At 69.0% G+C, this 13,192-nt stretch carries 12 protein-coding genes; 3 read left to right on the forward strand and 9 right to left on the reverse strand.

Features of this window, described 5'->3' with window-relative positions; translation table 11 throughout:
- Positions 1–4: 4 nt before the first annotated feature.
- On the forward strand, positions 5–1,045 hold the full coding sequence (locus ABJD39_RS03580; protein WP_348612217.1) for a calcium/sodium antiporter: 1,041 nt from the start codon (positions 5–7) through the stop codon (positions 1,043–1,045).
- Between the two features lie 23 nt (positions 1,046–1,068).
- Here ABJD39_RS03580 and ribB read toward each other — a convergent pair whose 3' ends face one another.
- Complete coding sequence (gene ribB / locus ABJD39_RS03585; RefSeq protein WP_348612219.1) at positions 1,069–1,743, reverse strand: 3,4-dihydroxy-2-butanone-4-phosphate synthase; 675 nt, start codon at positions 1,741–1,743, stop codon at positions 1,069–1,071.
- Positions 1,740–2,495, reverse strand: coding sequence for a DUF120 domain-containing protein (locus ABJD39_RS03590; protein ID WP_348612221.1), 756 nt, complete (start codon positions 2,493–2,495; stop codon positions 1,740–1,742). Before ABJD39_RS03590 ends, ribB begins: the two co-directional genes overlap by 4 nt.
- Positions 2,496–2,729: 234 nt before the next feature.
- Here ABJD39_RS03590 and argS point away from each other — a divergent pair, with 234 nt between their 5' ends.
- Positions 2,730–4,490 (forward strand): arginine--tRNA ligase, encoded by a 1,761-nt coding sequence (gene argS / locus ABJD39_RS03595; RefSeq protein WP_348612223.1) that lies wholly within the window; start codon positions 2,730–2,732, stop codon positions 4,488–4,490.
- 56 nt (positions 4,491–4,546) lie between these two features.
- Here argS and ABJD39_RS03600 read toward each other — a convergent pair whose 3' ends face one another.
- On the reverse strand, positions 4,547–4,693 hold the full coding sequence (locus ABJD39_RS03600) for a hypothetical protein (RefSeq protein ID WP_348612225.1): 147 nt from the start codon (positions 4,691–4,693) through the stop codon (positions 4,547–4,549).
- Between the two features lie 56 nt (positions 4,694–4,749).
- A complete protein-coding gene (locus ABJD39_RS03605; protein WP_348612227.1) occupies positions 4,750–6,162 on the reverse strand; it encodes a MinD/ParA family ATP-binding protein in 1,413 nt (470 codons plus the stop codon).
- A gap of 95 nt (positions 6,163–6,257) precedes the next feature.
- Here ABJD39_RS03605 and prf1 point away from each other — a divergent pair, with 95 nt between their 5' ends.
- On the forward strand, positions 6,258–7,523 hold the full coding sequence (prf1, locus tag ABJD39_RS03610) for a peptide chain release factor aRF-1 (RefSeq protein WP_348612229.1): 1,266 nt from the start codon (positions 6,258–6,260) through the stop codon (positions 7,521–7,523).
- Between the two features lie 117 nt (positions 7,524–7,640).
- Here prf1 and ABJD39_RS03615 read toward each other — a convergent pair whose 3' ends face one another.
- From ABJD39_RS03615 to ABJD39_RS03635, 5 genes are all read right to left on the reverse strand, one after another.
- A complete protein-coding gene (locus ABJD39_RS03615; RefSeq protein ID WP_348612231.1) occupies positions 7,641–8,528 on the reverse strand; it encodes a DMT family transporter in 888 nt (295 codons plus the stop codon).
- A gap of 61 nt (positions 8,529–8,589) precedes the next feature.
- Positions 8,590–9,033: a DUF6276 family protein gene (locus ABJD39_RS03620; protein WP_348612233.1), complete on the reverse strand. Its 444-nt coding sequence runs from the start codon at positions 9,031–9,033 to the stop codon at positions 8,590–8,592.
- Positions 9,034–9,105: 72 nt separating this feature from the next.
- Positions 9,106–9,819 carry a V-type ATP synthase subunit D gene (locus ABJD39_RS03625; RefSeq protein ID WP_348612235.1) on the reverse strand — a complete coding sequence of 238 codons (714 nt, stop codon included), beginning with the start codon at positions 9,817–9,819 and terminating at the stop codon, positions 9,106–9,108.
- A 171-nt stretch (positions 9,820–9,990) separates the two neighbouring features.
- Positions 9,991–11,421, reverse strand: a complete 1,431-nt coding sequence (locus ABJD39_RS03630; protein ID WP_348612237.1) for an ATP synthase subunit B — start codon at positions 11,419–11,421, stop codon at positions 9,991–9,993.
- 3 nt (positions 11,422–11,424) lie between these two features.
- Positions 11,425–13,188, reverse strand: a complete 1,764-nt coding sequence (locus ABJD39_RS03635) for an ATP synthase subunit A (RefSeq protein ID WP_348612239.1) — start codon at positions 13,186–13,188, stop codon at positions 11,425–11,427.
- Positions 13,189–13,192: the final 4 nt, after the last annotated feature.

Genomic DNA, 13,192 nt, shown 5'->3' on the forward strand with positions numbered 1-13,192 from the left:
AACGATGGGACAGGGCGGACCGCTCCTTCAGATCGGGATCATCGTCGTGACGGTGCTCGGGTTGTGGGTCGGCGCGCGCCTCCTCGTGGACGCGGTGGTCCTGCTCGCCCGGAGATTCGGGCTCTCGGAACTCGCCATCGGCCTCACGGTCGTCGCGATGGGCACGTCGACGCCGGAGCTGTCGGTCTCCCTCGACGCCGCGGCGAACGGGCTCGGCGACCTCGCCGTCGCGAACGTCCTCGGGTCGAACGTCTACAACCTGGCGTTCATCCTCGGGGTGGTCGCGCTGATCCGGGTGATCCCGATCGCCGAGTCGCTGGTCCACAGGGACGGCCTCGCGCTGCTCGCGAGCACCGCGGTCGGCGGACTCGCGCTCGTCGACCTCGTCGTTACCCGCATGGAGGGCGCCGTGCTGGCGGGGCTGTTCGTCGCGTACACAGCCTCTCTACTCCGGGCTGAGCAGGGCTCCGCGCTGGCGAGCGGAGGGGCGGAGCCCGCGGACGGGGAGCGCGGATCCGATCCCGCGTCGCCGGGGGCCGGCGCCGGTCCCGCCACGACCCCCGGCGACGCGGCGACGACCGACATCACGGGGCGGGCGTCGTTCCGCGGCCGCGACGGGCTCCTGCTCCTCGGCGGGCTGGCGCTGGTGCTGGTGAGCGGCGACTACATGGTGGCCGCGGCGTCGACGCTCGCCCGCGGGGCCGGGATCTCCGAGTGGGTGATCGGCGGGACCATCGTCGCCGCCGGCACGTCGACCCCGGAGTTCGCCGTCTCGCTGGTGGCGCTCAGCCGGGGGAGCCTCGGCGTCTCCGTCGGCAACGTCGTGGGCAGCAACGTGTTCAACATCACGGGGATCATGGGTGCGGCGGCGCTCGTCCGGCCGCTGGCCGTGAGCCCTACCGCCCTAGAGACGCTGGCGTGGCTGGCCGGCGTCACGGTCCTGATGGTCGCTGCGCTGTGGACCGGTCGACGGCTCTCGCGGCCGGAGGGTACGCTGTTCGCCGGGTCGGAGGTCGGTCGGTGGGTGCTCGGGCTGATCGGGTGAGTCGTCCCGGTGAGAACGGGGAGCTACCGCAGCGCCTCGACCAGTTCCTCGCCCTCGACGTACGGGAAGCCGTGGCGCTCGGCGTACTCCCGGGCGGCCGCCGGCGACAGCGCCCGGCCGGTCTCGTCGTCGAGCATCTCACAGACGACGACCGCGGGCGGCTGGTTCGTCTCGGCGGCCATCGCGAGTCCCAGCTCCGTGTGCCCCAGACGGTCGGAGAGGCCGTCGGGCGCGCCGCGGAGCACATGGACGTGCCCGGGCGCGCGGAACTCCGCGGCGAACTCCTCGGGGCCGTAGTCGACGCCGGCGTCGACGGCCGAGGCCATCGAGGCCAGCTCCGTGATCGTCAGCGCCCGGTCGTCGTCGGTGATCCCGGTGAACGTGTCGCGGTGGTTCACCGGCAGCGAGAACGACGACCGGTCGTCGTACGCGAGGTCGTGGCTTCCGGCTGCCGGGTGGTCGATCTGGTCCTCGAGGAACGGGAGGCCCGCGGCGTCGGCGACCGGGTCGGAGACGGCGACGCAGATCAGCCCGCCGGCGTCGTTGCGCATGCGCGCCACGTCCGCCGGGGTGACAGCGCCGGCAGGATACACCAGATCGGTCTCTCCCTCCCGATCGTCGAAGTCGTGGACGAGCACCGGATCGCCGGCGCGAAACGCCGCGAGCGCGCGGTCCAGTCGCCCGGCCTGGCTGCTCACGTCGACCCCCCGAACTCCGCGGTCTCGGTCGGCGACGCCGGCTCGTCGGCCCGCTCGGCGTCGGTGACCCGCACGCGAACCTCGTCGCCGTCGTCGAGCCCCAGCTTCTCGCGCAGCTTGGCGGGCGCGATCAGCTCGAGCTGATCCTCGTCGTGGTGGGTGCGCTCGGGGACGATGACGTGGACCGGCTCGAACGTCTCGCCGTCGGCGACCACCTCGGCCGCGTAACACGTCGCCGGACCGAACGTCCGGTCCTCGTCCTCCCAGCCGTCGATGGGGACGCCCTCGACTGCGTCCAGCCCCGCACGGGCGCGGACGGCCGATTCGGACAGCGAGACGTTCAGCGTGCCCGGGAACGGCTCGTAGCCGAGGCGCTCGATGAACTGCTCGTGATAGCCCGACAGCTGGATGTAGTGGCGCCCTTCGCCCATCCCGGAAGTAACCGTCCCCGTGAGGGTGAGTCCCGCATCGCCCTCGAACAGCCGGCGGTAATCCGTGTACTCGGTGCGCAGTCGTCGCTCGCCCGCGTCGGTCACCGTCACCCACTGCCCGTCGCCGACGACGTCGCGATCGAGCAGCCCCGCGGCCTCGAGCCGCTGGAGCCGCCGGGAGGCCGTCTGACTGGAGGCGTCAAGCCGCTCGCCCAGCGTCGAACAGGAGACCTTCACCGGCTCGCGGAGTCCGCCCCGGAGCGCGACCGTCTTCAGCGCCGCCACCTCGTTGTGGCCGACGGTCGTCGTGGAAGCACTCATTACCCACACTTCGGTGGCCGCGACCCAAAAGTATACCGAATACGGTATGCATAACAGAACCGTTACGGTTCGTCACGCAACCGAGAGTCGTACCGGAGTTGTGGACCGGACACACCAAAAGGCGTCGGTGTCGGTGAGCCCGGTTGTCTCGGAGACGATCGCGGACGCCGTCGGCGACACCGTCGACGGTACGGTTCGGAAACCCATTTATCGGCGGCGGGGGAAGCCACGCGCATGTTCAGACAGTTCCGGTCGGCCGTGGCGGCGGCGCTGACGGACGCGCTCGCCGAGCTCGGCTATCCGACCGACGACCTCGGCATCGAGGACCCGCCCGACGGCGTCGACGCGACGCTGGCCTCCAGCGTCGCGTTCCGGCTGGCCAGCGAGGCGGGCGCCCCGCCGCCGCAGGTCGCCGCCGAGGTCGCCGAGGCGGTCGACGTGACGGCCACGGAGTACCTCGCGCGCGTCGACACCAACGGCCCGTACGTGAACTTCTTCGTCGACGAGGCGTACCTCGCTGACACGCTCGACGCCGCCCGCGACGCCGAGTACGGTCGGCTCCCGCCGAGAGACGAGTCGGTCGTCGTGGAACACACCTCCGCGAACCCGACCGGCCCCGTCCACGTCGGGCGCGCGCGCAACCCGATCATCGGCGACGCCGTCGCCAACGCCGTCGACTACGCCGGCTACGACGTGGACCGCCACTACTACGTCAACGACGCCGGCCGCCAGATGGCGATCTTCACGTGGGCCTACGAGACGTTCGACGAGTCGGAGCTGCCCGAACCGGCCCGCGAGAAGGACGACTACGACCTCGTGCGCTACTACCGCAAGGGTAACGAGGTGCTGGAGGAGGGGGAGGCGGCGGAAGTCGAGGCCGCCGAAGACGAGATCCAGTCGATCCTCCAGGGGCTCGAGTCCGGCAACGAGGAGACGTACGAGCGCGTCGGCGAGGTCGTCGACACCGTGCTCGCGGGCATGGAGGAGTCGCTCGCCCGCCTCCCGGCCGCGTTCGACGAGTTCGTCAAGGAGACGCGCTTCATCCGCGACGGCTCCAGTGACGACGTGGCGGAACGCCTGAAGGACCTCGACGAGTCCGTCCTCGAGGAGGGCGCCTGGCAGGTCGACCTCTCGGGGTACGGCTACGAGAAGAAGCTCGTGTTCCTTCGTTCGGACGGCACCTCGCTGTACACCACCCGCGACCTCGCACACCACGAGTGGAAGTTCGAGAACTACGACCGCGCGGTGACGGTGCTCGGCGAGGACCACAAGCTCCAGGCCGGCCAGCTGCAGGCCGCGCTCGAGCTCCTCGGCAACGACACCGACCGCCTGCAGTCGACGTTCTACTCGTACGTTAACCTCCCCGAAGGGAAGATGTCCACGCGCGCGGGCACGGCGGTCAACCTAGACGACCTGCTCGATGAGGCGATCGACCGCGCCCGCGAGGAGGTCGAGCGCCGCATGGACGACCGCATCCGCGACGACGACCTCGCCGACGAGGACGTCGACCGCATCGCCCGGCAGGTCGGCATCGGCGCCGTCCGCTACGACATCGTCAGCAAGCAGCCGACCAAGTCGATCACCTTCGAGTGGGACCGCGCGCTCGACTTCGAGGCGCAGTCGGCGCCGTACGTGCAGTACGTCCACGCGCGGTGTTGCGGGATCGTCGCGGAGGCGGGAGACGAGGGGCTGGCACCGGACGCCGCCGTCGATCCCGAGACGCTGTCGACGCCCGAGGAGCGCGACCTGCTGAAGGTCGTCGCGCACTTCCCCGCCGTCGTCGAGCGGGCGGCCGAGGATCTGGAGCCACACCGCGTCGCCACCTACACCCGCGAGTTCGCCGAGACGTTCAACGCCTTCTACCGGGAGTGCCCCGTGCTCACCGCCGACGACGAGGCGACCCGTGAGGCCCGCCTCGCGCTCGTCGCCGCCGCGCGACACACCGTCGCGAACGCGCTCGACGTGCTCGGAGTCGAGGCGCCCGAGTCGATGTGAGAAGGGAAGAACGCCGCAGCCGCCACTCTCGTTTCCGTTCTCAGATCACGGCTCGGCTACGCTGCCAGCGGCAGCAGCGCGCCCGGCGGCGTGATCAGGCTCCCGCCGACCGAGAGCACCGCGATAGCGCCCAGCCCGAGCGCGAGGACGATGAAGACGAGGATCCACCAGATCGGCACGGAGTCGTTGCCTGCTTCGCTCATACTCGTGAGAGGCGGGGGCGACGAAAAGAAACTCCCGATTCGAGTCCCACGGACCGCTACGACGACCGGAACAGCCGGCCGAAGAAGCCACCGCCGTTTCGGTCGTCGCGGTCGTCGTCCTCGTCGTCCGTGTCGTTTTCCGACTCTTGCTGTTTCGCCTGCTCGGTTCGCTCCTTGCTCTGTTGAGCGAACGGGATCACGTCCTCGCCGATCTCCGCGGACTCGCCCGACTCGGCGTCCTCGACCGTCGGCGTTTCCTCCTGATCGCCCCGCTCGGGACCGTATTCGTCGTCCTCGAGCACCGTACTTCGAGCCGCCGTCGCGGCGTCGTCCTCCGCGTCCTCGTCGCTGTCAGCGTCGTCGTCGTCCAGAATGACCGCGTCGTCGACGTCGGGGTCCGCGTCAGTCTCGACTTCGGTATCCGCGTCGACCTCGGTCTCGGCATCCGCGTCGACCCCGGATTCGGCGTCCGCGTCGGCGGCGTCCGTGTCCGTCTCGGTGTCCGTGCCCACCTCGGCCTCCGTCGCGGCCGCCTCCGCTGTCGCGTTCGCCGTGTCGGGTTCGGCGGTCGGGTCGTCCGGTTCCCCCGACTCGGCATCCGTCTCCTCCTCCCCTATCTCCGCCTCGGCGTCACCCGTTCCCGACTCGGCGACCGCCTCCGACTCGTCGTCCACTTCCGGCAGGTCGAGCGCGGCCTCGGGGTGTTCGTCCGCGGCGACCGCCGCGTCGTACTCGGGATCCTCGGGTGCCGTCTCGGCGTTGTCGGGAGTGACCGCCGGGCGGATCGGCTCGCCGATGAGCGAGGAGGCAAGCGACCGGTACGCCGCCGCGGCGTCGCTGTCGGGCGCGTACGCCGAGAGGGGGCTACCGGCCGCCTGCGCCTCGGCGACCAGCGGGTCGTCCGGGATCGCGCCGAGCACCGGCACGTCGATGTCGCCGGTGTCCTCGTCGCCCTCGGCCTCGTTGAGCGCGAGGCCGACGACCTCGCCGCCGAGCTTCTCGGTGAGGTCCTGCGTCTTGCGGGTGTTGGCGAGCCCGTCGCGCGTCGGCGTCGACACGAGGAGGACGCCGTCGGCGACCGACAGCGGAAGCGCCGTCTGGTGGGTCAAGCCGGCGCCCGTGTCGACGATCACGTAGTCCGCGCCCGTGATCGCTTCGAGCACGTCGACGATCTCCCCCGGCTCGGCCTTCCGGAAGTGTTCGAGGCTGTCGCCCCCCGGGAGCACCGCGAGGCCGTGCGGTCCCTTGCGGGTCGCCTCGGCGGGGTCGGCCTCGCCCGCGAGCACATCGTGAAGCGTCACCGCCCCCGGTTCGACCCCGAGCGACGGGCCGAGGCTGGCCGACCCGAGGTCGGCGTCGACGGCGACCGTCTCGTAGCCGGCGGCCGCGAGCGTGGCCGCGAGGTTGGCGGCCGTGGTCGTCTTGCCGACCCCCCCTTTGACGCTCGCGACGGCGTAGATCTTCGGCATTTACCGTGGCTACGGCGGTCACACGTGATAAATGTGGGTCTCCTCACCCGGGTATTCAACAGGTACTTACCCCGCGGAGGGCCTAGTAGCCCGTAATGAGCAGCGACGCCCAAGAGGGCCAACCGAGCGAGGACCGACGGAAGTACGAGTTCCGGAAGGTCCTCGACGAACTCGACGACTTCGAGGGCTCGGGGACCCAACTCGTCACGATCTACATCCCCGACGACAAGCAGATATCGGACGTCGTCGCCCACGTCACCCAGGAGCACAGCGAGGCGTCCAACATCAAGTCCAAACAGACGCGGACGGCCGTGCAGGACGCGCTCACCAGCATCAAGGACCGCCTCCGCTACTACGACGTGTACCCGCCCGACAACGGGATCGTCATCTTCTCGGGCGCAGTCGACTCCGGCGGCGGCCAGACCGACATGGTGACCAAGGTGCTGGAGTCGCCGCCCGAGCCCATTCAGTCGTTCCGGTACCACTGCGATTCGGACTTCCTCACCCAGCCGCTGGAGGACATGATGACCGACAAGGGCCTGTTCGGGCTCATCGTCCTCGACCGGCGGGAGGCGAACGTCGGCTGGCTCAAGGGCAAGCGCGTCGAGCCCGTCAAGTCGGCCTCCTCGCTGGTTCCCGGCAAGCAGCGGAAGGGTGGCCAGTCCGCACAGCGGTTCGCCCGCCTCCGCCTGGAGGCCATCGACAACTTCTACCAGGAGGTCGCGGGGATGGCGAACGACCTGATGGTGGACAAACGCCACGACATCGAGGGGATCCTCGTGGGCGGCCCGTCGCCGACGAAAGACGAGTTCCTCGACGGCGACTACCTCCACCACGAGCTGCAGGACCACGTGATCGGGAAGTTCGACGTGGCCTACACCGACGAGTCCGGCCTGTACGACCTGGTCGACTCCGCGAGCGAGGTGCTCGCCGACCAGGAGGTGATGAAGGACAAGCGGGAGATGGAGGAGTTCTTCGAGAACCTCCACAGCGGCGACAAGGCCACCTACGGCTTCGAGGAGACCCGCCGCAACCTGATCATGGGCTCGGTCGAGCGCCTGCTCCTGTCGGAGGACCTCCACGACGACGTCGTCACCTACACCTGCCCGAACGGCCACGAGGAGCGCGAGGTCGTCGAACGGCGCCACTCGACGCCCGAGCACGAGTGCGAGGAGTGCGGGGAGACGGTCCCCGCGAGCGACGCCGGCGAGCGCGAGGACGTCGTCGAGCACCTCATCGACATCGCCGAGCAGCGCGGCACCGAGACGAAGTTCATCTCCACCGACTTCGAGAAGGGCGACCAGCTCATGGACGCCTTCGGCGGCGTCGCCGGCATTCTCCGCTACTCGACGGGCGTGTAAGCCGACCCGTCGGTTCGATTTCCCCGCGGTCCCCCTTCCCGTCTCTTCTCCGGTCTCTCTCCTCTTCTCCGGTTTCTCTTTCTGTCTCCTTCCCTTCCCCCGCTCTCTTCCCGGGCCTCACTCGCCGGCGGTCTGGACCAGCACGACGCCGCCGACCACCAGCATGCCGCCCGCGACCATCGGCGGCGTCACCGACTCACCGAGGAACGCGGCGCCCAACGCGACCGCCACCGCCGGCTCCGTCGTCGAGAGCACGCCCGCCCGCCCGGCGCCGACGCGCGCCAGTCCCGCGAAGAACGCGAACATCGCGAACGCGGTCGCGACGACGCCGAGCGCGACGACCGCCCCCCAGCCGGCGGCCGTCGCCGGGAGCGTGATCGCGTCGGTGAGCGCTGCCACGAGCGTCAGTGAGGCGGCGGCCGCCGGGGCGACGTAGGCGGTAAGCACGCGCTCGTCGGTCGTCTCCAGTGTCACCCGCGAGACGACGATGTACGCCGCGTACAGCCCCGCGGCCGCGACCGTCGCGGCCGCGCCGACGGGGTCGAACGCGCTCGTCCCGGTCCCGGAGATGAGGACCACGCCCCCGAGGGTCAGTCCCGCGGCGATGACCGTTCTTCTCCCCACCCGCTCGTCGAGGAAGGCCGCCGCGAGCGCGACGACGAACAGCGGGTACGTGTACAGGAGTACGGCCGCGAGCCCGGCGCTCATTCGCTCCACGCCGACGAAGAAGCCGTAGCTGACGCCCGCGTAGCCGACCGCACCCAACACGATCGCGGTGAGCATCTCGCGGGTCGGCAACCCGAGCGCGGGAGCGGTGCCCCCGGTCGCCACCCGATAGCCGAGCAATCCGGCCCAGAGGACGAGCGACCCGACGGCGAATCGGAGCGCGAGCGTCGACGGCACGGACAGTCCCGCCCGGAACGCCACCTCGCCGAGCACGCCGAGCGTGCCGAAGGCGGCCGCCGACGCGAGTACGAGAAGGCTCCCGGTCGTGTCGCTGTCCATCGGTTCTCGTTCGGGTCGGAGGCCGACCTCCGGGATACGTCTTGCCGTTCAGCTCGCCCGGTCAGTGACCGTCCAACAGGGAGTCGAGCTGGTGAACCCGCCGTTCGAGATCGAAGCCGGGGACGAGTTCCGCCTCGCGAACCGCCTCGATCAACCGGTCGAACGCGAGGGCGGTGTCGACGCCCTCGCGCTCGGCGTGCTCGCGAAGCGCACGCGCGGACGCCTTGTTCAGCGCGATGGACGGCAGCGTGCCGATCAGCAGCGCGAACGCCACGCCGCCGTCGCCGCTAGGGAACGACTCGTGGACGCGATCGAACTCTGGGGCGGCGTCACCGGCGGTCGCCGCGTCCTCGTCGGTGTCAGCGACCCCGCCGCCGTCAACGGCGTCGACGGCGAGACAGTGGGGACAGATGCTCGCCGCTGCGGCTTGCTCGGGCGCGTGTGCACGGAGGGCCTCAAGAACGGGGAACGTGACGACGACGGTGTCGCAGCGGGGACAGGTCATACGCGGCGTCGCGGGCGAACCGATATAAAATCCGGGGCGTCGGCGAACGGTGGGGAGACGAGCGGCGCGACGTCAGTCGTCGCTCTCGGCGACGCCGGCCTCGATCGCCTCCGCCTCGGCCTTTGCGGCCGCCTCCTCGGCAGCTTCCTCGGCCTTCTCTTCTTCTTCCTTCTTCGCTTTGATCTTCTTGAGGCGGAAGATCTCTTCGCGTTCCTGCTCCTCGAGCTTCTGCTCGATGTACTCCTTGTTCTCGTTGAGGTCGGGCAGGAGCTTGAACTCCAGCGCGTTCACGCGGCGCTTGGTGGTCTCGATCTCCTTGAGCATCTTCTTCATCGCCGTCTCGACCTCCGCCGCGAGGATGATCGACTCCAGCAGCTCCTCGTAGGCGTCGGCCGCCTCGTCGATGCGGGCGGAGGAGCCGAGCACGCCGTAGCCGCGCTCGTCGAGGTCCTTCCGCACCTTCGAGGACTCGATCTGCGGGACGACCACGCCCATGATGTTCTTCGACTGGGTCGTGATCTCGGGGTGCTCCTTCAGCGCCGCGGCGGCGCCGCGGACGGCCACGTCGCCCTCCATCGCGCGCGCCTTGTTGATCTTCTCCTGGGCCGTGTCGTAGTCGGTCTCCAGTTTGTCACGGACGTCCTGTGCCTGATCGAGGATGTCCATGAACTCCATGATGAGCCCGTCGCGCTTCTGTTCGAGCGTGTCGTGGCCCCGCTCGGAGAGGTCGATCCGGTCCTCGATCTCCATGAGGTTCTTCCGGGTCGGTTTGACGTCGTTCGCCATAGTCTTACACGAGCGTTGCGCGGCGAGGGTGTTAATCCTTGTTAGTCGCCGTGCACGCGCGAGGGCGCAGGTGGGTCACTCATCCAACCCGCGATCCCGGTCACTGTGTAGCGGCTATCCGTCGCAAGCGGTCGATCGTACGGTCGGAAAAACGAGCGAGCAGCGGTGCGCTCAGTCCGCGGAGACTTCCTCGGCCTCTGCGTCTGTCGCGGCCACGTCCTCGCGGTAGTGCTCCTCGATGAGGTCCTCGTCGACGCGGTTGAGCTCCGTCTTCGGCAGCGTCGACAGCAGGTCCCAGCCGAGTTCGATCGTCTCGTCGATCGTCCGATTGGTGTCGAAGCCCTGCTGGACGAATCGCTCCTCGAAGGCGTCCGCGAAGTCGAGGTACTTGTTGTCGCGCTCGGAGAGCGCCTCGCGGCCGACGATGTTCACGAGGTCACGGAGGTCCTCACCTTCCGCGTACGCCGCGTACATCTGGTCGGACACGTCGGCGTGGTCGGCGCGGGTGAGGCCCTCGCCGATACCGTCGTCCATCAGTCGCGAGAGACTCGGCAGCACGTTCACCGGCGGCTCGATGCCCTGACTGTGCAGCGGGCGGTCCATCATGATCTGCCCCTCGGTGATGTACCCCGTCAGGTCGGGGATCGGGTGCGTGTCGTCGTCGCCCGGCATCGTGAGGATCGGGATCTGGGTAACCGAGCCCTCGCGGTCCTTGAGACGACCCGCGCGCTCGTACAGCTGCGCCAGGTCGGTGTACATGTACCCGGGGTAGCCACGGCGACCGGGCACCTCCTCGCGGGCCGCACCGATCTCTCGCAGCGCCTCACAGTAGTTCGTCATGTCCGTCAGGACGACGAGCACGTGGTACCCCTTGTCGAACGCGAGGTACTCCGCGGTCGTCAGCGCGAGCCGCGGCGTGACCGTCCGCTCGACTGCGGGGTCGTCCGCGAGGTTCATGAAGACGACCGAGCGCTCCAGCGCGCCTGTCCGCTCGAAGTCCTGCATGAACTCGTTGGCCTCCTCCTGCGTGATGCCCATCGCGCCGAAGATCACCGCGAACTCCGACTCGTCGTCGTCGCCCTCGCCCGCTTCCTCCGGAACGGTCGCCTGGCGGGCGATCTGGAGCGCGAGGTCGTTGTGTGGCAGACCCGAGCCCGAGAAGATCGGGAGCTTCTGGCCGCGCACGAGCGTGTTCATCCCGTCGATCGCCGAGACGCCCGTCTGAATGAAGTCCTCGGGGTACTCCCGACTGTACGGGTTGATCGCGGCGCCGACGATGTCGCGTCGTTCGTCCGGCACGATCTCCGGGCCGCCGTCGATCGGGTTGCCGGAGCCGTCCATCACCCGACCGAGGAGGTCCTCGGTGACGGGCATCTTCAGCGTCTCGCCCAGGAACCGGACCGAGGCGTTGCGGTCGATACCGGTCGTTCCCTCGAACACCTGGATCGCGACGATGCCGTCCTCGCTTTCGAGGACCTGGCCGCGCTTCGTCTCGCCGCTCGGCGTCTCGATCTCGACCATCTCGTCGTAGCCGATGGGCTCGTCGACCTCGGCGAACACCAGCGGGCCGCTGACTTCCGTGATTGTCTGATACTCTTTCATTGTTCAGTAGAGCGAACGGATCTGCTCGGTGATCTCCGCTTTCAGTTCCTCGACGAACGCCTCCCAGTCCTCCTGGGTGGCGATCCGGTTGAGCTTCGGCGCCGCGTCGATGGCGGTTATGTCCTCGATGGGGACGCCCGCGTCGAGCGCGTCGAACGCCTCGTCGTTGTACGTCTGGATCGTCGTGAGGATCGCGTACGTCTTCTCGGGCGGACAGTACATGTCCACGTCGATGAAGGCGTTCTGCTGGAGGTAGCCCTCACGCAGGTACCGCGCCACGTCGAGGATGAGCCGCTGGTCCTCCGGCAGGGCGTCCTTCCCGACGAGCTGGACGATCTCCTGGAGTTCGCCCTCCTCGTCGAGCGTGTCGACGGCCCACTGCCGCCGCTCGGCCCAGTCCTCCGCGACGTTCTCCTTGAACCACGGGTCGAGCTGGTCCTGGTACAGCGAGTACGACTCGTTCCAGTTGATCGCCGGGAAGTGCCGGCGCTCGGCGAGGTCGGCGTCCAGCGCCCAGAACGTCTTCACGATGCGCAGCGTGTTCTGGGTGACCGGCTCGGAGAAGTCGCCCCCGGGCGGGCTGACCGCGCCGATCGCGGAGACCGATCCCTCGGTGCCGTTGAGGTTCTCGAAGTAGCCGGCGCGCTCGTAGAACTCCGCCAGGCGGGCGGCGAGGTACGCGGGGTACCCCTCCTCGCCGGGCATCTCCTCCAGCCGGGAGGAGATCTCGCGCATGGCCTCCGCCCACCGCGAGGTGGAGTCGGCCATCAGCGCCACGTCGTACCCCATGTCGCGGTAGTACTCGGCGATGGTGATGCCGGTGTACACGCACGACTCGCGGGCGGCGACGGGCATGTTCGAGGTGTTCGCGATGAGCGAGGTGCGGGCCATCAGGGAGTTCCCGTTCTTCGGGTCCTCCAGTTCGGGGAAGTCCTCGATGACCTCGGTCATCTCGTTGCCGCGCTCGCCGCAGCCGACGTAGACGACGATGTCGGCGTCGGCGAACTTGGCGAGGCTGTGCTGAGTAACCGTCTTCCCGGAGCCGAACGGCCCGGGAATCGCCGCGGTACCGCCCTTGGCGATCGGGAAGAGGCCGTCGAGGATGCGCTGGCCCGACACGAGCGGCTCGCGGGGCGTTCGCTTCTCGACGGTCGGTCGCTTCTCGCGGACCGGCCACTCCTGGTGCATCGTGACCTCCTCGCCGTTCTCGAGCGTGACGATCGGCTCGTCCACGGTGAACTCGCCCTCCTCGACGCTCTCGACGACGCCGCCCTCGTAGCCCGGCGGCACCATGACCTTGTGGTCGATGGTGACCGTCTCGGGCACGACGCCGACGATGTCGCCGGCCTCGACGCTGTCGCCGGCCTCGACCTCGGGAGTGAACTCCCACTTCTTCTCCAGGTCGATGCCGGGCGCGTCGACCCCGCGGTCGAGGAACGCGCTGTCCATCTTCTCTTCCAGCACGTCGAGCGGGCGCTGCACGCCGTCGTAGATGGCGTCCAGCATACCCGGGCCCAGGTCCACGGAGAGCGGTTCGCCCGTGTTCTCGACGGGCTCCCGGGGGGCGACCCCGGAGGTCTCCTCGTACACCTGAATGGTCGTGACGTCGCCCTCGATCTCGATTACCTCGCCCATCAGTCCTTCGTCGCCGACGTAGACGACGTCGTTCATCCGGGCGTCGAGGTCGACAGCTTTCACGACCGGGCCGCTCACGCTCTTGATGCGTCCGGTTCCTTCGGTCGTCTCGGTTTCGCTTGCCTGACTCATGTGT

This window comes from Halobaculum rarum, assembly GCF_040025155.1.
GTDB classification, from domain to species: Archaea; Halobacteriota; Halobacteria; order Halobacteriales; family Haloferacaceae; genus Halobaculum; species Halobaculum rarum.

What these genes read in the sequence shown, in the direction of transcription:
- ABJD39_RS03630 (WP_348612237.1), bottom strand. Translation starts at nt 11,421, where the DNA reads ATGAAAGAGTATCAGACAATCACGGAAGTCAGCGGCCCGCTGGTGTTC.
- ABJD39_RS03605 (WP_348612227.1), bottom strand. Translation starts at nt 6,162, where the DNA reads ATGCCGAAGATCTACGCCGTCGCGAGCGTCAAAGGGGGGGTCGGCAAG.
- ABJD39_RS03625 (WP_348612235.1), bottom strand. Translation starts at nt 9,819, where the DNA reads ATGGCGAACGACGTCAAACCGACCCGGAAGAACCTCATGGAGATCGAG.
- ABJD39_RS03580 (WP_348612217.1), top strand. Translation starts at nt 5, where the DNA reads ATGGGACAGGGCGGACCGCTCCTTCAGATCGGGATCATCGTCGTGACG.
- argS (WP_348612223.1), top strand. Translation starts at nt 2,730, where the DNA reads ATGTTCAGACAGTTCCGGTCGGCCGTGGCGGCGGCGCTGACGGACGCG.
- prf1 (WP_348612229.1), top strand. Translation starts at nt 6,258, where the DNA reads ATGAGCAGCGACGCCCAAGAGGGCCAACCGAGCGAGGACCGACGGAAG.
- ABJD39_RS03590 (WP_348612221.1), bottom strand. Translation starts at nt 2,495, where the DNA reads ATGAGTGCTTCCACGACGACCGTCGGCCACAACGAGGTGGCGGCGCTG.
- ABJD39_RS03635 (WP_348612239.1), bottom strand. Translation starts at nt 13,188, where the DNA reads ATGAGTCAGGCAAGCGAAACCGAGACGACCGAAGGAACCGGACGCATC.
- ABJD39_RS03600 (WP_348612225.1), bottom strand. Translation starts at nt 4,693, where the DNA reads ATGAGCGAAGCAGGCAACGACTCCGTGCCGATCTGGTGGATCCTCGTC.
- ABJD39_RS03620 (WP_348612233.1), bottom strand. Translation starts at nt 9,033, where the DNA reads ATGACCTGTCCCCGCTGCGACACCGTCGTCGTCACGTTCCCCGTTCTT.
- ABJD39_RS03615 (WP_348612231.1), bottom strand. Translation starts at nt 8,528, where the DNA reads ATGGACAGCGACACGACCGGGAGCCTTCTCGTACTCGCGTCGGCGGCC.